Origin of the sequence: Nocardia sp. CWNU-33, assembly GCF_046764895.1 — a bacterium.
In the GTDB taxonomy this organism is placed as follows: domain Bacteria; phylum Actinomycetota; class Actinomycetes; order Mycobacteriales; family Mycobacteriaceae; genus Nocardia.
The window spans coordinates 1-18,229 of the sequence record NZ_JBKOQN010000040.1; the positions used below are offsets into that span (position 1 = coordinate 1).

Genomic DNA, 18,229 nt, shown 5'->3' on the forward strand with positions numbered 1-18,229 from the left:
TCCAGAACGGCAGGGCGGCCACTCCTTCGAAACCACCCAGCGGCAAGAACTGATCAGCCACACCCCGCCGCCCTGGGCATTCAAGGCACCCGGCCCTGAACACCTACAACCTTATGGAGAACTGATGCGCGACGCCGGAGAAATGCTTGCCGCGATCATTGCCGGGTCGGCGATCGTCGCCGCTTGTTCGACGACTCCCGATCCGGACCGAGCGTCACCGGCCGTGCCCCCTGACGCAGAGGTCGGCATCGCGGTGCGAATCGCCGGAGGGACGGTCACTCCCACGAACACGCGGACCGAAGCGAGGGTGTTTCAGCCGATCGTCCTTCGCGTCGACAGCGACACCACCGAGGAACTGCATGTGCACTCCGAGCCGGGCTACACCTTTCCTGTCGAACCCCGGGCCGGGCAGGAATTCCGATTCACGGTCGTTGTGCCCGGTCGTGTCGAGGTGGAACTGCACCATGCCGGTAAGACCGTGACCACGCTGCTGATTCGCCAGTGACACCGCTGGCGCACGGTATCGACGGCGCAGCCGATCTGCCGATTCCGTTGTCCTACGCACTGATCGGCGCCGCGTGGACGCTGACGTTCTCGTTCGCGGTGCTGCTGGTGGTGTGGCGGCGGCCCCGGCTGGACCCGCACTCACCCGGCGTGCTGTTGCCCACCATCGTCGGGTCGGTGGTCGATTCTCGGGTGGTTCGGGCACTGATCGCGGTGGCGAGCGTTGGTGCCGCGAGCGTGGTCGGACTGATCGTGGTATCGGGTTCGCCTTCGCCGCACCGCAATCCGGTCCCCGGTGTGGTGTACATCTACCTGTGGGTCGGGGTGATGCTGGCGTCACTGCTGCTCGGGCCGGTCTGGAAGGTGATCTCACCAGTGCGGGCAGTGCACCGGTTCGGCTGTCGAATATCGGGTCGCAGTCCTGAAGACGGCTTCTTCGGGTACCCGTCGTCGTGGGGATGCCGGCCTGCGGTGCTGGGATTGTTCACCTTCGTCTGGCTGGAACTTGCGACACCCGATCCCGGTTCGGTTGCGGCCGTTGGCTGGTGGCTGCTCGGGTATGTGCTGATCACGGGCGCGGGTACTGTTCTTTTCGGCACGGTGTGGGCCGAGCGCGCCGACCCCTTCGAGGTCTACAGCAGTTTGCTGGCCCGACTCGGCCCGCTGGGACGCCGCCGTCCGTCGGGCGCTCTGGTCTTGCGCGCACCGCTGAACAACCTGGCCGGGACCCCGGTGCTGCCCGGGTCCGTTGCGCTTGCGGCGACGCTGTTGGGTTCCACTGCCTTCGACAGCCTCTCCGCGCTGCCCGCCTGGCGGAATCTCCGCGACTCGCTCGGCGGCGATTCGGTGGTGGTTGCCACGATGATTCGCACAGTCGGACTGCTTACCGTAATCCTGGTCGTGGGAACAGTTTTCAGCCTGGCGGCCCGCGCGACCGGCGGTCTCGACCGCGTCGAGCGGGCTCGGCTGCCCGGCCTGCTCGCCCACAGCATCACACCGATCATCGCGGGCTACGTGATCGCGCACTACCTGACCTTTCTAGTCGAGAAAGGTCAGAACACGCTGTTGCTCTTCGAAGATCCGTGGCAGCGTGGCTGGAACCTGCTCGGGCTCGCGGGCCACCGCGTGCACTACGTGCTGTCGAACCATCCCTCCGTGCTGGCCACCACCAAGGTGCTCGCTGTCCTCACCGGTCACGTACTCGGCGTCACCGCCGCCCACGACCGCTGCCTGCGCCTGCTACCGCCCGCCCATCGCGCTACCGGCCAGCTCGCCCTCATGCTGACAATGGTCGGATTCACCTTCACCGGGTTGTATCTGCTGTTCGGCGGATGAATCGACCGCGGGACCGGTAGACGCACTACCGAAATGGTCGTTGTTCAGCCCTCGATGGTCCAGACCTTGGCCGCCGCTTCCCCGGTGAGCTTCGCGAGCAGTACGCATCGCGGAATCGTCTGGCCGGCAAAATGATCGAGCGACGGCACCACCACATGGTGCGCGTCGGCCCGCTTGAGCTCCTGCGTGAGCTCGGCGAACGCGGTACCGTCACCTGAAGTCGATTCATGGAACGTTGCGGCGAAGCAGAGGCCCGCCTCGCGGGCGAGGGTGCTCATTGCATCCTCTAGCTCTGCACTGCGACCATCGGCCAAATCTTCACGCAAGTACCCATAGATCAACGCCTCCACCCGAACCTCCGTTGGATTGGATCGGTGTTCTTTTGGTATGGAACACCCCGCCTTCCGTGGCGTACGGTACTCCTGCAAGGACAGATGTACTTGCAAAAGCAATATGGCGACCTTCCCACACCGACATCCAGTATTGCGAACTCCACACTGCGAATGCAGCTGTCAACCCGCGGACACCTGGATGCCCTGGCCCGCCCTCGGCGACGCTACGGTGCTTGGCTATTGGGCCGCACACCACTTGCCGAAACGATTTATCACGATATCGACGAACCTCCGCCGATTCGAGCTGACTCGAGTTCACTTCTGGCTATCCTCATGCGCCATGGACGAGATCGAACTGCAACCGCCGACAGTCGCGTCCCCACGCCACACGGGACTCATCGTGGATGTCGCCGACGTCGGCCTCGGCAACCCAATGGCCGCAACGGGCGAACCGACCCGCCCTTACATTCGCTGCACCGACAGCACCCTGCTACAGCTGCCCGAACAACTGCACGACTGGGCGATCACCGTCATCGCAACCACCCACGCCCACTTGGCCACTCGTCATCCGACGATGTTCCCCCGCCAGATCGAGTTCGGCGTCCTCGACGGCGCCATGTACGCCGAACTGCTATAGACACCCGCCGACCGCGCGCGGCAGGCAGAGGCACGTGCCGGTGGCAGGATGGGAGCGGTCAGGATCCTTGGAGCCGAGGTGCCTGCTCCCATTCATGGTTCAGCATCGCGTAGACCGCGGTATCGCTCCACTCGTTCTTGGACCACAGGTCTTGCGCATGCAAAGCTTCGCGACGCATTCCGATCCGCTCCAGAACACGGGCGGAGGCATGATTGCGCGCATCCAGCCTTGCGGTAATACGGTGCAACGACAGCCCTTCGAACCCCAATCGCAAGAGCACGCTCGCCGCCTCGGTGGCATAACCGCGCCCTGCCGCATCCGGCGAAAACACGAATCCGATCTCACCGGTGCGGTTCTCGGCATCACGCCAGAACAAGACGACATCGCCGAGCAGCCGACCGGACGTCGCCTCCTCGACGCACAGATTGAGCGCCTGACCGACTTCGGTGAGCTCAGTTCTGGCCCACACCCCCGAGACCCGCTCGGCCACCTCGACGCGAGACATCGGTTCGTACGGCAAATACCGACAGACTTCGGGCCGAGACTTATACGCATGCATGTCGTCGATGTCCGCGACGGTTGCCGGTCGAAGTAGGAGTCGCTCGGTCACTATCGGGTAGTCCGGTTGCAGCACGCCTTCCGACCCTAGCGGCCGCCGACCTTCGGCGGCGCCGCCACCGCGATTCACAAGCGGCTTGTGTACAGGTCGTGCATCGGTCCGCCCCAACTCCGTCACCCCTGAATAAACGATATGTGACCAGCGTTACAGTGGTTGCGAGCAAACACGAAGGAAACCGATTGAACACAGCAGCGCGCGGCAACCCCTGGGTCGCCGTCAGACCGGATGACGACCTCACGCAGTTGGCGCAACGAGTGTCGTCCGCGCACCGCTCCTTCCTCGAAGGCGTCGACCGTCCGCCGACGCCACGCCCCGATGGCGGCTCGGTGCGTCCGGTGGTTCTCGATTCCTGGCGGCGCAGCCGCAACAACGGTGTGAACCCGGACGGCTTCGGCGATGCGGTGGATCTCGACGGTCTGGAACTGCAGCGGTATCGGGCCGCGCATCCGACGGCGCTCATCCGGCCGGTGGTGCGAAAACTGCTGGTCGAGGACGCCGCCGAGGCCGGACTGCTCGTGGCGATCAGTGACGCCGAGGGCCGATTGCTCTGGGTCGAGGGCGATTCGAGGGTCAAGGACCGGGCCCTTGCGATGAACTTCGTGGAGGGCGCGGACTGGAGTGAGGACAGGGTCGGCACCAATGCCCCTGGTACCGCACTCGCCCTCGATCACCACGTGCAGATCTTCGGGGCCGAACACTTCAGCCGCGTCGCGCACGAGTGGAGCTGCTCGGCCGCCCCCGTGCACGATCCGCTCACCGGCCAAATCATCGGAGCCATCGACATCACCGGCGGCCCGCGCGTCGCCGCGGTGGAGGCATTGTCGCTGATCAGGGCAACTGTGCTGGCCGCGGAATCCGAGCTGCGGTTGCACCTGCTCAACTCGCCCAAGCCGCTCGATGCGGCGACGCCGCGACTGCGGGTGCTCGGCTCGGACCGTCCGTCGCTGACCCGTGACGGTGAGCGCATCCGGATGTCGCAGCGGCATGCCGAGATCCTGTTGCTGCTGGCCGACCACCCGGAGGGACTGAGCGCCGACCACCTCGCGATGCTGCTCGACGAATCGGAGCTGGATCCGGTGACGGTGCGGGCGGAGCTGTCCCGAGTGCGAAAGCTATTGGGCGCCAACGGTCTCGCCTCGCGACCGTATCGACTACTGATGGAGCTCGACACCGATGTCGACGAGGTCCGACGGGCACTCGCGCGCGGCGATACGACGGCGGCGTTGCGCGCCTATCCGGGCCCGATCCTGCCCCGCTCGCTGGCGCCCGGCATCACCGAGCGGCGCGCCGAGTTGCGTGGTCGACTGCGTGCCGCCCTGCTGACGGCGGGTGATCGCAGGCTGCTCGGCCGGTGGACCAGTTCGGTCGACGGGCGCGACGACGTTGCCGCGTGGACCGCCTACCTCGCTTCCCTCGACCGCCAGTCCTCGATGTATGCCCAGGTCAAATCCCAGCTGACGCTGCTCGACCACAAATTGGGCATTTGACCAGTTTTTTGCAACTGTCGTGCAACATGGACGCTCGTAGTGTTCCGGGTCACACCTGCCGCAGGAAATGTCACAAGACCGAGGAGCATTCGATGACCGTCTTCGCCCGCCCAGGAACGCCCGACGCCGCCATGTCGTTCCAGGCCCGCTACGACAACTGGATCGGCGGCGAATGGGTAGCGCCCGTCAAGGGGCAATACTTCGAGAATCCGACACCGGTCACGGGTCAGCCGTTCTGCGAGGTCGCCCGCGGCACCGCCGAGGACATCGAACTCGCCCTCGATGCCGCCCACGCCGCCGCGCCGGCCTGGGGCAAGACCTCGGTTGCCGAACGCGCGATCATCCTCAACAAGATCGCCGACCGGATGGAACAGCACCTCGAGGCGATCGCCCTCGCGGAGACCTGGGACAACGGCAAGCCGATCCGCGAAACCCTGGCCGCCGACATCCCGCTCGCGATCGACCACTTCCGCTACTTCGCCGGCGCCATCCGCGCCCAGGAGGGCTCGCTGTCGGAGATCGATGTCGACACGGTCGCCTACCACTTCCACGAGCCGCTCGGCGTGGTCGGCCAGATCATTCCGTGGAACTTCCCGATTCTGATGGCCACCTGGAAGCTCGCACCCGCCCTCGCCGCGGGTAATGCCGTCGTCCTCAAGCCTGCCGAGCAGACCCCGGCCTCGATCCTGTTCCTGATCAGCCTCATCGGCGATCTGCTGCCGCCCGGCGTCCTCAATATCGTCAACGGCTTCGGCGTCGAGGCGGGCAAACCACTGGCATCGAGCCCGCGGATCAAGAAGATCGCATTCACCGGCGAGACCACCACCGGCCGCCTGATCATGCAGTACGCCTCCCAGAATCTGATTCCGGTCACCCTGGAGCTCGGCGGCAAGAGCCCGAACATCTTCTTCTCCGATGTGCTCGCCGCGAATGACGACTACCAGGACAAGGCCCTGGAAGGCTTCACCATGTTCGCGCTCAATCAGGGCGAGGTCTGCACCTGCCCGTCGCGCGCACTTATCCAGGCCGATATCTACGACGAATTCCTGGCCTCGGCCGTGGTGCGCACCAAGGCTGTGCGGCAGGGCGATCCGCTCGACACCGAGACCATGATCGGCGCGCAGGCCAGCAACGATCAGCTCGAAAAGATCCTTTCCTACATCGAGATCGGCAAGGGCGAGGGCGCCACACTGCTCACCGGCGGCGAGCGCGCCGACCTCGGCGGCGACCTGTCCGGCGGCTACTACGTGCAGCCAACGGTCTTCGCGGGACACAACGCGATGCGGATCTTCCAGGAAGAAATCTTCGGCCCCGTCGTCTCGGTCACCTCGTTCGCCGACTACGACGACGCCATCAAGATCGCCAACGACACCCTCTATGGACTCGGCGCGGGTGTGTGGTCGCGCGACGGCGCGGTGGCCTACCGGGCCGGCCGCGACATCCAGGCCGGGCGGGTGTGGACCAATACCTACCATCAGTACCCCGCGCACGCGGCGTTCGGCGGCTACAAGCAGTCCGGGATCGGCCGCGAGAACCACCACATGATGCTCGACCACTACCAGCAGACGAAGAACCTCTTGGTCGGCTACGCGTCGAAGGCGCAAGGCTTCTTCTGATGGTCGATGCCGCTGCGGCAATCCCCCGGCGGGTGCGTGCCACCGCGGCGGCGATGGATCTGCTCCGTCGCCTCCGCGGTCTGCACGGGCCGCTGATGCTGCACCAGTCCGGCGGCTGCTGTGACGGCTCGGCTCCGATGTGCTATCCCGCAGGCGAATTCGTGGTCGGCGACCGCGATGTGTTGCTCGGACTGCTGGATCTGCGGTTGCTGGTGGACGAACTGCCCGACACTGCGCCCGAACCGGACGATATCGCGCCGGTGTGGATCTCGGGCCCGCAGTTCGCCGCCTGGCAGCACACCCAGCTCGTCCTCGACGTCGTGCCGGGACGTGGTTCCGGATTCAGCCTGGAATCGCCGGAAGGGTTCCGATTCCTCAGTCGCGGAAGAGTTTTCGAGCAAGCCGAACTGCTCGCGCTGGCCACGGTCGACACTGTGACCGGCGCGGGCTGGGAGCGCGGCGAGCGTCCCGCACCACCAACCCAACCCCAGGTCGTCGCCGAAGCGGCCGATGCCTGCCCTGTTCCCGGCCGCGGAACATCCCAGAACACCCTGTGATTCATCCAGCAAGAAGGAGGTCGCAATGGCGATCCCCACCAATAAGCCCACCCACGAGGACTTCCACACCGAGGACAGTGCCTACCTCGCGAAGCGAACCCTGAAGTCGGGGTCCGCGGGCTGGTTACTCCTCGCCGGTCTCGGCATCAGCTACGTGATCTCCGGCGACTACGCCGGCTGGAACAACGGCCTGGCGCAAGGCGGTTTCGGCGGACTGCTCATCGCCACCGTGGTAATCGCAGGCATGTACCTGGCCATGGTGCTCGGCATGGCCGAGATGTCCTCGGCGTTGCCCGCCGCGGGTGGCGGCTACACCTTCGCCCGGCGCGCGCTCGGGCCATGGGGCGGCTTCGCCACCGGCGCAGCCGTTCTCATCGAGTACGCCATCGCGCCCGCCGCCATCGCGACGTTCATCGGCGCCTATGTCGAATCGCTGAACCTGTTCGGCATCACCGACGGCTGGTGGGTCTATCTGGCGGTGTATGCGTTGTTCATCGGCATTCATCTCACCGGTGCCGGTGAGGCGCTGAAGGCGATGTTCGTCATCACCGCGATCGCGTTGGTCGGTTTGGCTGTCTTCGCGGTGTCGGCCTGGGGATTGTTCGACGCGGGAAAGCTGACCGACATCCCGGCCGATCCCGCGGCTGTGGGCAGTTCGTCGTTCCTGCCGTTCGGATACTTCGGGATCTGGGCCGCGGTCCCCTTCGCGATCTGGTTCTTCCTGGCCGTCGAGGGTGTGCCGCTGGCTGCCGAAGAAGCGCGGGAGCCGGAGAAGAACGTGCCCAAGGGCATCATCATCAGCATGCTGGTGCTGATCGTCACCGGCGCGGCCGTACTCTTCCTCGCCACCGGCGCGCTCGGCGCCGAGGCGATTTCGACCTCGGGCAACCCGCTGGTCGAGGCGCTCGGCGATTCCGGCGCCGCCAAGCTCGTCAACTACATCGGTCTGGCCGGATTGGTCGCAAGCTTCTTCTCGATCGTCTATGCCTACTCGCGCCAGACCTTCGCGCTCTCGCGGGCCGGATACCTGCCGACGAGCCTGTCGGTCACCAACGCGCGCAAAGCGCCGATGCTCGCGCTGATCGTGCCCGGCATCATCGGATTCGCACTCTCGCTGACCGGTGAGGGCGCGATGCTGCTGAACATGGCCGTCTTCGGCGCGGCGGTGAGCTACGTGCTCATGATGATCAGCCATATCGTGCTGCGCGTCCGCGAGCCGAACATGCCGCGGCCCTACCGCACCCCGGGCGGCATTCTCACCACGGCCTTCGCCCTCGTGATCGCCTGCGCCGCCGTCATCGCCACCTTCCTCGTCGACCGCACGGCCGCGACCTGGACCCTGCTCGCCTTCGCCGGGTTCATGGCCTACTTCGGCCTCTACAGTCGCCATCACCTGGTCGCCAACTCGCCCGACGAGGAGTTCGCCGCCCTGGCCAAGGCGGAGGAGGAGCTCGAATGACGATCTATCACCAGCAGATCGGCGGCGCCAACTACACCTTCGACAGCCTTGTCGAATTGATGGCCAAGGCGACGCCGCGGCGTGGCGGCGACGAATTGGCCGGCTGCGCGGCGGCATCCGACGCCGAGCGGGCGGCCGCGCAGTGGGCGCTGGCGGAGGTGCCGCTCGAATGGTTCCTCCGCGAACTCTTGGTGCCCTACGAAGACGACGAGGTCACCCGGCTGATCATCGACTCGCACGATCGCGTTGCCTTCCAGGCGATCTCGCATCTGACCGTCGGCGGCCTGCGGGACTGGCTGATGGAGACATCGGCCCGCGATGACGCCGCCACCAGGCTGCGTGCGGTGTCCCCGGGGCTGACACCGGAAATGGTGGCCGCGGTCAGCAAGATCATGCGCAATCAGGACCTCATCGCGGTCGCCCGTGCCGCCGAGGTGACGGCGGGCTTCCGCACGACGATCGGGCTGCCCGGACGACTGAGCACCCGCTTGCAACCCAACCATCCGACCGACGACCCGCGCGGTATCGCCGCCGCAACCCTCGATGGCCTACTGCTCGGCTGCGGCGACGCCGTGATCGGCATCAATCCGGCAACCGATTCGCCGCATGCCACCGCGGATCTGCTGCACCTGCTCGACGAGATCCGGCAGCGCTTCGCCATTCCGACCCAGTCGTGTGTGCTCTCGCATGTGACCACCACGATCGAGCTGATCGAGCAGGGCGTTCCGGTGGATCTGGTCTTCCAATCCATCGCGGGCACCGAAGGTGCGAATACCGGCTTCGGGGTGAACATCTCGCTGCTGCGCGAAGGCAACGAAGCGGGGCGATCGCTGCATCGCGGCACCGTCGGCGACAACGTGATGTACCTGGAAACCGGGCAGGGATCGGCGTTGTCCGCGGGCGCGCACCTGGGCACCGGCGGCAAACCCGTCGACCAGCAGACCCTGGAGGCCCGCGCCTACGCGGTGGCAAGAGACCTGCAGCCGCTCTTGGTGAATACGGTCGTCGGCTTCATCGGCCCCGAATATCTCTACGACGGCAAACAGATCATCCGGGCCGGTCTCGAAGACCACTTCTGCGGCAAATTGCTCGGCCTGCCCATGGGCGTCGACGTCTGCTACACCAACCACGCCGAAGCAGACCAGGACGACATGGACACCCTGCTCACCCTCCTGGGTGCGGCCGGAGCGGCGTTCGTCATCGCAGTGCCCGGCGCCGACGACGTGATGCTCGGCTACCAGAGCCTCAGCTTCCACGACGCCCTGTACGCGCGGCGGGTACTGGGCCTGCGGGCCGCGCCGGAATTCGAGACGTGGCTGCAAGGACTCGGCATGGCCGATGCGGCGGGCCGGATACTTCCGGTCGAAATCGCCTCCTCCCCGCTGCGCGAATTGACCGGAGCGCTATGAGCATCGAGCGCAGACACCAAGCGCCACAAGACTTCTGGGACACGCTGCGCCCGAGCACGCAGTCCAGGATCGGTTTGGGCCGGGTCGGCGATGCGCTGCCGACCGCGAGTGTGCTCGAATTCCGCTCGGCCCATGCCGCGGCCCGCGACGCGGTACACCTGCCACTCGACGTGTCCGCCTTGGCAACTCGGGTCGAAGCCGTCGGCCTCGGCGCCCCCGTGACCGTCGGCAGCCGGGCCACCTCCCGACCCGAATACCTGCGCCGCCCCGACCTCGGCCGACTCCCCGCCGACCTGACCGCTGTCCCCCACACCGGTGCCGACCTCGGCTTCGTCCTCGGCGACGGACTGTCCCCACGCGCGCTCATGGACCACGGCGCACCGCTACTTGCCGCCCTCGCGGAAGAACTCGCCGACAGCTATTCGATCGCGCCTCCGGTCATTGCCACCCAAGCCCGCGTCGCCCTCGGCGATCACATCGCCACCGCGATGGGCGTGCGCACCCTGGTCGTGCTCATCGGCGAACGCCCGGGCCTCTCGGTGGCCGACAGCCTCGGCATCTACCTCACCCACCTGCCGAAGCCCGGCCGGACCGACGCCGACCGCAACTGCATCTCCAATATTCATCCGCCCGAAGGCCTCGGCTACCACCAGGCGGCAAAGGTGGTGTCCAGCTTGATCTCCGGCGCACGGAAGCTGGGCAGATCCGGCGTGGACCTCAAGGACACCTCCCGCACCGAAGAGCTGGTTTCCACCGCGGTGCTGACGATTCCGGGGCCGGTCGAATAACACGTTGAATAATCGACGACAATTGTGTGCCAACCGTTTGACGGCTCCGCCTCGCAGTGCGGTGATAGTGGTATTCCTGCAGCCCGCCGCCGCGAGAATGACGGCATCGCACTCCAGCGAGGTACGTACGTATACCGACCGATCCGGGAGCCCTCATGTTCGGCCGCAGCCACGTCGTCGGCCACAAGAACCGTCAACGCGAACTGTGACCTGCGGCTCGGCGACCCGGCAGGCAGGGTAATCCATTCGGGCCTCTTAGCGCGGCCGCCCGTGGGTCTTGCCATCGACTACCTACGCAACACAGAGGGAGCACATACGGCGAGCTACCGATGCGCAACGTCGGCCGCTCGGCCATGCTCATCATGTCGACCGACGCAGTCCGCAGGCCGTGTGGCAACTATCCACCCGCACTATTGATCATTCAGGAAGTACCTCAGATGACCGAACAATCGGTGCAAATAAGGCCCGTTCGCCCGTGTGGCATTGCGGTAGATCGCATCGGCGCAAAGAGCGCAGCGACCAGAGGTCGGCCTGGTCGGAACACACAGGGCAAAGTCAGTCTGGTCGATGTCGCCATGGAGTGCGGGATCGCGGCCATTCAGCAACGGATTGCCGATCTACGTTCCGACGGCCATTACACGGCAGCGCTGTGTATCGAGCGAGAACTCGCTCAGTTGCTGCCGGACTCGCTGCCGTGATGCCCTGAGGGTCGCAGTGCAGGGCTGACTCGTCCACCGCGAGCAAGCAGTTGCGGTCATGTCGAGTCGCTGACTCAATCCCACAGCCGCGAGCAGGGGAGCTCAGGCAGCACGGCGGAGATGTCGCTATCGATGGTCACCTGCAGTGCGGGTGACCATTTCGCCAGTGCCGCAGTGAAATTGCGAGCCTGCTCCACGGTCGCTCGGAACGCGAGGGCCAGCGCTCCGGATCCGATCCGGAGGCGGCATTCGACGGGTTGCTTCTTCATGGTGCTCTCCGGGTGATCGAAGGTCGGATGCGCGCAGACAGACCGTCTGGCCGAGCCTGCCGAAGAGGCGGACGAACGGTGCGGCCCACACCATGGGCCTCGAGCTGCCTGAAGTCCTTCATCGCATCGCCTTCCTCTCATCTCTGATCCTTCGATTGTGGCCTGGGCAGGGAGCATGTCTGTCGGGGCAGACTGAGTTCATGGCAGCAATTCCGCCCACCCTTCGTGGACATTGGCATGACGCCCTACCGCTATTGGGGTGTATGCAGGCTGACCAACCCGATGAACGCGAACCTGCGGCGCCTGGGTGACGTGGCTGGGCGGTCTACTGCCCAGCCAAAGGGGCAAGCCGAACCGACGGAACGTCCGCGGCACTACATCCGAGAGCACCCCACCGACGATCGGCAGGTTGCTCAGCCACTCCAAGCTTCACGCGATGGCGGCGACGGTGTCACGGCCAGTCTCACCTACCAGGACACGCTGCCGGTGCCGAGACCCGTACCGCACGGTCTCGGCACTGGCGCCAGACCGTCACAACCCTGGTCATAGCGCCGGAAATCCCGGTTACACGCGCTGGATCACCTATTTTCTCTGGTCGGGTCATTCGCCTGGAAAGGGGAATTTATCGTGGTGAAGTATTGGACAATCGCACCGACGGCAATAGGGGCCGTGACGAGAAGTTGACCGGCGAGGGTGCCGAGTGCGCCCACCGCAATGATGCCGCCGATACAGCCGACGGCGGCAGCGGGGATGAACGGCCCGAACATGCCGATGATGGTGGCAGCGGCCACGGTCGCACCGGCGATGCCACCGAGTACACAGCCGACGATACCGCCGCCGACACCGCCGACCGTGGTGCCGATGGCGGCACCCGTCGCAATAGTGTCCTTCAGCCGAGTGAAGGCCGCGACTTCACGTTCGTACGGCGTTCGCCACAGCGCCTGGTCTTCGAAGGGGAGGGCAACCGGCTGGTAATTCGCATGCTCGATGTCGAATTGCGGCGTGAACGTTGCTGTCCGGCCCTCGATTACGGCGGCAATGGGAAACACGAAATCGTCGACGCGGAACTCCAGCGGAGTGCCTGCGAGAACGGTTCCGTCGACTGCTCGGACTTCGAATGTTCCGTTCTCGACCGCCATCGAACCCGAATCGATCTGTATGACCGCGTTGTCTTCGGAAGCCGTGGTCGTGTAATTGATTACGCCGCTGTCGGTGGTCTGCGGAGCCGCGCTCGCGGTTCCCGCCGTGATGCCGACAACCGCGATGGCCAGTGTCGATACTGTAGAAATTTTGCTCAGAAACATGTTCCCGGAACCTAACTCAGTCGTGTGGATGGTGCGAATACCTGTCGTTCGGAGCCGGATCGCCGGCTCCGAACGCCCGGTGTGTCAATCCTGTTGCGCCCTGCCGAGCACAGCGCCGGTGTTCGAGTCGACCGTCACCTCGTACTCGATGCCGTCGGGCGCTCTGAGTTCGACCTCCCAGACCGTGGTGCCCTTCTCGGCGTCGAGCTCTGCGGAGATCACCGTGCTGCCCGGCACCACCCCGAGCGCCTTGTCGATGGCCTGCTGCCGGTCGATCGTCGGGGCCGCGGTGAGCACCCAGTCGTGGTCCGGCGGGAACAAAGCGACAGTGTGCCTGTCGTGCCACCGGCTATCGGTGCTCGCACCCATGGCCACAGCGCCGCCGACGAAGAGAGCCGCCACCGCCGCGCCGACGAGCAGCCAGCGCAGGCCTGCGAGAACGCGGCGAAGAATGGGATCCATGATGAAACCTCCTGCGAGAGTGGTTGTCTCGATGCTGATGAGCACAATCGCAGCGTGTGGCTGAAGGCAGCCTGAAGGCACCTGAAATCCGTTTCAGGAACGGTCTGCCAGGCTGTGCGCATGCGTTTGCTGATCGTGGAAGACGAGCAGCGCCTGGCCGAGACCTTGGCCAAGGGGCTTGCAGCAGAAGGTTTTGCGGTGGATGTCGTCCATAACGGAATCGACGGCCTACATCGCGCGAGGACCGGCGACTACGACCTGGTCCTCCTGGACATCATGCTGCCCGGCATGAACGGTTACCGAGTGTGTGCCGAACTGCGCGCCACAGGCGACGAGACACCGGTGCTGATGCTCACCGCGAAGGATGGCGAATACGACGAAGCGGAAGGGCTGGACACCGGCGCCGACGACTATCTCAGCAAGCCGTTTTCCTATGTGGTGCTGCTGGCTCGTATTCGCGCCCTGCTGCGCCGCAGAACCCGCGGCGGCGCACCGGTGTTGAGCGTCGGCGACCTGACAGTCGATCCGAATACCCACACCTGCCGACGAGGGACGCAGGAGGTGACATTGACAGCGAAGGAGCTCGCGGTCCTGGAGTACCTCGCCGTGCACGCCGGGGCGATAGTGTCGAAATCGGATATCCTCCAGCATGTCTGGGATTTCGCCTACGACGGCGACCCCAACATTGTCGAGGTGTACATCAGCACGCTGCGGCGAAAGATCGACGCGCCGTTCGGGCGTCGGTCGATCACCACCGTGCGTGGCGCCGGATACCGCTTGGTGGCCGATCGTGGCTGACCGATCACGGTGGTGGAGTTCGGTCCGCGCCCGCACCACCGCGATGGCCACCGCCGTCGTCGCGATCGCTCTGGTGGCCGCCGGGCTGGCCGTACTTGCAGTGCTGCGGCACAACCTGGTCGACAGCGCAGGTCTGCAGGCGGAGTCGACCGCACGACACGTCGCCGCCCAGCTCGCCGCCGGGACCGACTTCCCGAATCTGGAGCTGCCCGACGCGGACAGTCAACCGGTGCAGGTGGTTTCGGCCGACGGGCGGGTCTTGGCGGCCGATGACGATCTACTCGGCCACGGGCCCATGGCCGAATTCTCCCCTACCGCCGAATCGGAGTCCGAAGACGACGAAGACGATGAGGACGACGAAGAGCCCGAGCCGGTATCCGCACCTGGCTCGGACACCATCGCATTCCGCGATATGCGACTGCCGGTGGCCCACGAGGACACCGGAAGCCACGACTTCCGGGTCGCCGCGCTCGACGCCGACATCCCGCGCGGACAGCACATCACCATCTATGCCGGCGCTTCCCTCGCCATCGCCGACAACGCCGTCGCCGGCGTCAGCCGTGCCATGTCGATCGGTCTGATTCCGTTGCTCGCCCTCGTCGCGGGCGTGACCTGGCTGGTCACCAGACGTGCTCTGCGCCCGGTGGAGGCGATCAGGAGCGAACTCACCGAAATCATGGGCGGCGACCTCTCCCGCCGGGTGCCGGTGCCCGCCTCGCACGACGAAATCGCCCGGCTCGCAACCACAACCAACACCACGCTGACCGCTTTGGAGGAATCCGCGCAGCGCCAGCGCCGCTTCATCGCCGACGCCGCACACGAGTTGCGCAGCCCCATCGCGAGCCTGCGCACCCAACTCGAGGTCGCCCAGGCCCATCCGCAACTACTCGAATTGGATGGACTGATCGCCGATTCCGTGCGACTGGAACATCTCGCCGCCGATCTCCTGCTGCTGGCCCGCCTCGACGCCGGCGAACAACCCCGCAGGGACCAAGTGGACCTCGCCGCGCTGGCTCGTGATGAATTGGCCCACCGCAACGGCGACCGCCACCCGGTCCAGGTGCACATACCCGACGACTGTGTCGCCGTGCGGGGCAGCCGGATTCAGCTCAGCCGCGTGCTGGCCAACCTGGTCGACAACGCGCAGCGCCACGCCGCCACCGCAGTGCGCGTCACGCTGACTCGCACCGACGGGATGGTGGTTTTGGCGGTCAGCGACGATGGCAGCGGTGTGCCGGAGTCCGATCGGGACCGGATCTTCCAACGGTTCGTCCGGCTCGACGAGGCTCGCAGCCGCGACGACGGCGGCGCGGGACTCGGTCTCGCCATTGTCCGCGACGTCGTCCAGCGTCACGGCGGCGAGATCCAGGTGGGTGCGAGCGCCGAAGGCGGCGCCCGCTTCGCGGTCACCCTGCCTCCTGCCGATCAATGAAGTGAGGTACCGAACGCGAGCGATCGCACCCTACCCGCCTACCCATCACACGCGGCTCATCAACCGAGTCCTGGCTCTGGACGCTATGGCACAGCCGGTGTTCCTCCAGCAATCACCGGCAAACCGGCCGCTTTCCACGCACGGAACCCACCGATGAGGTCCGTAGCGTTTCGCAACCCCAACTCGCGTGCGTCGCGGGCGGCCAGACTCGAGGCGTAACCCTCGTTGCACAGGATCACCACGGCGGAATCCTCGGTGAGGCCGGGCAGGCGGTGCTCGCCGAGTGGGTCCAGACGCCATTCGAGCACGATCCGCTCGACCACCACCGAGCCCGGGATCTCGCCCTCGGCGGAGCGATTCGCGAACGGCCTGATGTCCACTACGAACGCTCCGGCCGTTCGCAACGCCTCGGCCTGTTCCGGATCGACACGGACCAGGTGCTCACGGGCTCGCGCGAGCAATTCCTCGGCGCTCATACGCCTGCGAAATCCGTCAGGGCGCGGTACTCGCGCATCGGCCGCAGAGGTGGGGAATAAGCGTGCACCGTCGCGGTCTGCTCCCCCGCTACGTTGCGGAGCAGGTGCGCCCTGTTGGGCCCGAACGCGACAGTGGCGCCCGCCCGCCGCTCGGCGGTCCGCACCCGGTCGTTCGGGAACGCGAATTCCTCGTGCAGTTCGCCGCGCAATACTGTGAAGGAACCGGATGCGCCGCCGTGGTCGTGTGGTTCGGTGCCCTGTCCGGTGGTCCAGGACAACAGCCACAGTTCGACACCCATGGTCAGCGCGAGCCGCGTCCACCAGCGCTGACGAGAGTCGAATCGCACGATGCCGAGCAGCGGTTCGGCCAGCTCGCGTGTCACCGCGCTGGTCAGCTCGTGCAGTTCGTCCGGCGTCCACAGTGGTCGTTCCGCACGGACGAGATCGCTGAGTAGTGGAAAATCAATATCGGGATGGATGTCCTTGGTGTGCTTGAGGTTCACCGGAAGGGACGTCGTCACAGTGCGCTCCTGGCATCGTGGTGCGGTGGAAGATATGCAGCGTCACCGGCAACACGCACAGGCCACGACGCGAAGCAGGTCGACAACCCGATTTCGCGTGAGAAGCAGCCTTGGCACGTCGGACACCTTACACACCCCGTCGGCGACCTCCCAGCACGGGCAACCGCGAGGGCTCGCCGGTGAGATCCATTCCCCATCTTGACAATTCACCGAACGCGCCTCGCAAGAACCCCTTCCGACCCCAGCCGGAAGGGGTTTGCACCCACGGAGGTATGTCTACTTGTTCGCCGCCAACGCGATCAGATCACTGACCTCGCCCAGGTGGGAGACACTGACCGCATGTGAGGCAGCGACCTCGACGGTGTGGGCGGTAGCCCGCTCGACCTAAACCGTTGCGCCTGCACAGGGATGTTCTTGTCCTCGGTGGTGAGCAGGGCGAACGTGGAAATAGTTCGCCACGCTGCCGCTTCCTGTAGCGCGGCCAGAGCAACGGGCCGCTGGGTCGCGGCCGGCAACTCAGCGGTGTGGGTCATCGCGCGGGTCACGCTGGATGCAAGGCGGCCCGCAGCACCGCAACAGCTTGGGCGACAGCGGCTTTGGCGGCGGAGGTGTCGTGCATCGAGTTGACCATCACGAAGTCGTGGATGATGCCCCCGTAGCGGGCCTGGATCACCGGGACACCCGCGGCGCGCAGCTTGCCCGCGAATGCCTCGCCCTCGTCACGCAGCACGTCCGCTTCGGCGGTGATGACCAGTGCGGGTGGCAGGCCCGACAGTTGCTCGGTAGTCGCGCGCAATGGCGACGCGGTGATCTGCGCCCGGTCTGCCTCGCTGGTGGTGTATTGATCCCAGAACCACCGCATGCCCTCACGGGTGAGGAAGTACCCTTCGGCGAACCGCTGGTAGGAGCCGGTGTCGAAGTTGGCATCGGTGACCGGATAGAACAGCACCTGCTGCGCGAAGGAGACGTCGCCACGCTCCTTGGCCATCAGCGTCAGCGCGATGGCCATATTGCCGCCGACCGAATCACCCGCGATCGCAATCCGGGACGGGTCGAGCGCCTTCTCGGCACCGTGGGTGGTGACCCACTGGGCGACCCGGTAGGACTGCTCGTTGGCCACCGGGTATCGCACCTCCGGCGAGCGGTCGTATTCGGGGAAAACCACCGCCGCGTGTACGCCGACGGCGAGATCCCGAACCAAGCGGTCGTGGGTGTGCGCGTCACCGAACACCCAACCGGCGCCATGGGTGTAGATGAGCACGGGCAGGGTCTCGGTGACGCCCTGCGGCTTGACGATCCTGGCCCGCACCGAGCCCGTCGGGCCGCCCTCGATGGTGATCCACTCCTCGTCGATCTCCGGCTTGTCGATCGCCGAGTCCTGCACCGAATCCACAGCCTTGCGGCCTTCTTCCGGGGGCAACTGGTAGAGGAACGGAGGCTGGGAGGTCGCGTCGACGAACTCTTGCGCTGCCTGCTCGAGCGCGATTCCCAAGGGGTTTCCGGTCATCGTCGTTCCTTCCGGTAGG

The 18,229-nt window shown here is 65.8% G+C and carries 19 protein-coding genes; 11 read left to right on the forward strand and 8 right to left on the reverse strand.

The window, feature by feature from the left end:
* A partial coding sequence (locus ACLMAL_RS33825; RefSeq protein WP_412002787.1) for a hypothetical protein occupies positions 1 to 505 on the forward strand: 505 nt, incomplete at its 5' end.
* Positions 502 to 1,839, forward strand: coding sequence for a hypothetical protein (locus ACLMAL_RS33830; protein WP_412002788.1), 1,338 nt, complete (start codon positions 502 to 504; stop codon positions 1,837 to 1,839). The genes ACLMAL_RS33825 and ACLMAL_RS33830, both read left to right, overlap by 4 nt.
* A gap of 44 nt (positions 1,840 to 1,883) precedes the next feature.
* On the opposite strand, the gene ACLMAL_RS33835 is transcribed toward ACLMAL_RS33830, so the two are convergent.
* On the reverse strand, positions 1,884 to 2,189 hold the full coding sequence (locus tag ACLMAL_RS33835) for a hypothetical protein (RefSeq protein ID WP_328399402.1): 306 nt from the start codon (positions 2,187 to 2,189) through the stop codon (positions 1,884 to 1,886).
* 322 nt (positions 2,190 to 2,511) lie between these two features.
* Here ACLMAL_RS33835 and ACLMAL_RS33840 point away from each other — a divergent pair, with 322 nt between their 5' ends.
* On the forward strand, positions 2,512 to 2,808 hold the full coding sequence (locus tag ACLMAL_RS33840) for a hypothetical protein (protein ID WP_328399400.1): 297 nt from the start codon (positions 2,512 to 2,514) through the stop codon (positions 2,806 to 2,808).
* Between the two features lie 58 nt (positions 2,809 to 2,866).
* Here the strand turns inward: ACLMAL_RS33840 and ACLMAL_RS33845 are convergent, their stop codons facing one another.
* Positions 2,867 to 3,544 carry a GNAT family N-acetyltransferase gene (locus tag ACLMAL_RS33845; RefSeq protein WP_412002789.1) on the reverse strand — a complete coding sequence of 226 codons (678 nt, stop codon included), beginning with the start codon at positions 3,542 to 3,544 and terminating at the stop codon, positions 2,867 to 2,869.
* A 62-nt stretch (positions 3,545 to 3,606) separates the two neighbouring features.
* Here ACLMAL_RS33845 and ACLMAL_RS33850 point away from each other — a divergent pair, with 62 nt between their 5' ends.
* The 6 genes from ACLMAL_RS33850 to eutC all read left to right on the forward strand — a co-directional run bounded on the left by ACLMAL_RS33850 (position 3,607) and on the right by eutC (position 10,743).
* Entirely contained in the window at positions 3,607 to 4,914 is a 1,308-nt protein-coding gene (locus ACLMAL_RS33850) for a transcriptional regulator (protein ID WP_412002790.1), read from the forward strand.
* Between the two features lie 92 nt (positions 4,915 to 5,006).
* Positions 5,007 to 6,530 carry an aldehyde dehydrogenase gene (gene adh, locus ACLMAL_RS33855; RefSeq protein WP_328399394.1) on the forward strand — a complete coding sequence of 508 codons (1,524 nt, stop codon included), beginning with the start codon at positions 5,007 to 5,009 and terminating at the stop codon, positions 6,528 to 6,530.
* The gene (locus ACLMAL_RS33860; protein WP_412002791.1) at positions 6,530 to 7,087 is read left to right on the forward strand and encodes a DUF779 domain-containing protein; all 558 of its coding nucleotides are present in this window, start codon (positions 6,530 to 6,532) and stop codon (positions 7,085 to 7,087) included. Before adh ends, ACLMAL_RS33860 begins: the two co-directional genes overlap by 1 nt.
* A 25-nt stretch (positions 7,088 to 7,112) precedes the next feature.
* Positions 7,113 to 8,546, forward strand: coding sequence for an ethanolamine permease (eat, locus tag ACLMAL_RS33865; protein WP_328399390.1), 1,434 nt, complete (start codon positions 7,113 to 7,115; stop codon positions 8,544 to 8,546).
* Positions 8,543 to 9,955, forward strand: coding sequence for an ethanolamine ammonia-lyase subunit EutB (locus ACLMAL_RS33870; RefSeq protein ID WP_412002792.1), 1,413 nt, complete (start codon positions 8,543 to 8,545; stop codon positions 9,953 to 9,955). Before eat ends, ACLMAL_RS33870 begins: the two co-directional genes overlap by 4 nt.
* Positions 9,952 to 10,743, forward strand: a complete 792-nt coding sequence (gene eutC, locus ACLMAL_RS33875) for an ethanolamine ammonia-lyase subunit EutC (RefSeq protein WP_412002793.1) — start codon at positions 9,952 to 9,954, stop codon at positions 10,741 to 10,743. Before ACLMAL_RS33870 ends, eutC begins: the two co-directional genes overlap by 4 nt.
* A 772-nt stretch (positions 10,744 to 11,515) precedes the next feature.
* On the opposite strand, the gene ACLMAL_RS33880 is transcribed toward eutC, so the two are convergent.
* The 3 genes from ACLMAL_RS33880 to ACLMAL_RS33890 form a co-directional block, all read right to left on the reverse strand.
* On the reverse strand, positions 11,516 to 11,710 hold the full coding sequence (locus ACLMAL_RS33880; RefSeq protein ID WP_328412425.1) for a hypothetical protein: 195 nt from the start codon (positions 11,708 to 11,710) through the stop codon (positions 11,516 to 11,518).
* 578 nt (positions 11,711 to 12,288) lie between these two features.
* Positions 12,289 to 13,014: a hypothetical protein gene (locus ACLMAL_RS33885; RefSeq protein ID WP_412002794.1), complete on the reverse strand. Its 726-nt coding sequence runs from the start codon at positions 13,012 to 13,014 to the stop codon at positions 12,289 to 12,291.
* 84 nt (positions 13,015 to 13,098) lie between these two features.
* Complete coding sequence (locus tag ACLMAL_RS33890; protein WP_412002795.1) at positions 13,099 to 13,476, reverse strand: PepSY domain-containing protein; 378 nt, start codon at positions 13,474 to 13,476, stop codon at positions 13,099 to 13,101.
* 120 nt (positions 13,477 to 13,596) lie between these two features.
* Here ACLMAL_RS33890 and ACLMAL_RS33895 point away from each other — a divergent pair, with 120 nt between their 5' ends.
* Both ACLMAL_RS33895 and ACLMAL_RS33900 read left to right on the forward strand, forming a co-directional pair.
* Positions 13,597 to 14,274 carry a response regulator transcription factor gene (locus ACLMAL_RS33895; RefSeq protein WP_328412419.1) on the forward strand — a complete coding sequence of 226 codons (678 nt, stop codon included), beginning with the start codon at positions 13,597 to 13,599 and terminating at the stop codon, positions 14,272 to 14,274.
* Positions 14,267 to 15,706, forward strand: a complete 1,440-nt coding sequence (locus ACLMAL_RS33900) for a sensor histidine kinase (protein ID WP_412002796.1) — start codon at positions 14,267 to 14,269, stop codon at positions 15,704 to 15,706. Before ACLMAL_RS33895 ends, ACLMAL_RS33900 begins: the two co-directional genes overlap by 8 nt.
* 83 nt (positions 15,707 to 15,789) lie before the next feature.
* On the opposite strand, the gene ACLMAL_RS33905 is transcribed toward ACLMAL_RS33900, so the two are convergent.
* From ACLMAL_RS33905 to ACLMAL_RS33915, 3 genes are all read right to left on the reverse strand, one after another.
* Entirely contained in the window at positions 15,790 to 16,182 is a 393-nt protein-coding gene (locus ACLMAL_RS33905; RefSeq protein ID WP_412002797.1) for a rhodanese-like domain-containing protein, read from the reverse strand.
* The gene (locus ACLMAL_RS33910; RefSeq protein WP_328412413.1) at positions 16,179 to 16,703 is read right to left on the reverse strand and encodes a cysteine dioxygenase family protein; all 525 of its coding nucleotides are present in this window, start codon (positions 16,701 to 16,703) and stop codon (positions 16,179 to 16,181) included. The genes ACLMAL_RS33905 and ACLMAL_RS33910 overlap by 4 nt, the downstream gene beginning before the upstream one ends.
* A gap of 541 nt (positions 16,704 to 17,244) precedes the next feature.
* Positions 17,245 to 18,210 (reverse strand): alpha/beta hydrolase, encoded by a 966-nt coding sequence (locus ACLMAL_RS33915; protein ID WP_412002798.1) that lies wholly within the window; start codon positions 18,208 to 18,210, stop codon positions 17,245 to 17,247.
* Between the last annotated feature and the right edge of the window lie 19 nt (positions 18,211 to 18,229).

Coding starts and splice junctions, on each gene's coding strand:
- ACLMAL_RS33840 (WP_328399400.1), top strand. CDS start 2,512: ATGGACGAGATCGAACTGCAACCGCCGACAGTCGCGTCCCCACGCCAC.
- adh (WP_328399394.1), top strand. CDS start 5,007: ATGACCGTCTTCGCCCGCCCAGGAACGCCCGACGCCGCCATGTCGTTC.
- ACLMAL_RS33860 (WP_412002791.1), top strand. CDS start 6,530: ATGGTCGATGCCGCTGCGGCAATCCCCCGGCGGGTGCGTGCCACCGCG.
- eat (WP_328399390.1), top strand. CDS start 7,113: ATGGCGATCCCCACCAATAAGCCCACCCACGAGGACTTCCACACCGAG.
- ACLMAL_RS33870 (WP_412002792.1), top strand. CDS start 8,543: ATGACGATCTATCACCAGCAGATCGGCGGCGCCAACTACACCTTCGAC.
- eutC (WP_412002793.1), top strand. CDS start 9,952: ATGAGCATCGAGCGCAGACACCAAGCGCCACAAGACTTCTGGGACACG.
- ACLMAL_RS33880 (WP_328412425.1), bottom strand. CDS start 11,710: ATGAAGAAGCAACCCGTCGAATGCCGCCTCCGGATCGGATCCGGAGCG.
- ACLMAL_RS33885 (WP_412002794.1), bottom strand. CDS start 13,014: ATGTTTCTGAGCAAAATTTCTACAGTATCGACACTGGCCATCGCGGTT.
- ACLMAL_RS33890 (WP_412002795.1), bottom strand. CDS start 13,476: ATGGATCCCATTCTTCGCCGCGTTCTCGCAGGCCTGCGCTGGCTGCTC.
- ACLMAL_RS33895 (WP_328412419.1), top strand. CDS start 13,597: ATGCGTTTGCTGATCGTGGAAGACGAGCAGCGCCTGGCCGAGACCTTG.
- ACLMAL_RS33905 (WP_412002797.1), bottom strand. CDS start 16,182: ATGAGCGCCGAGGAATTGCTCGCGCGAGCCCGTGAGCACCTGGTCCGT.
- ACLMAL_RS33915 (WP_412002798.1), bottom strand. CDS start 18,210: ATGACCGGAAACCCCTTGGGAATCGCGCTCGAGCAGGCAGCGCAAGAG.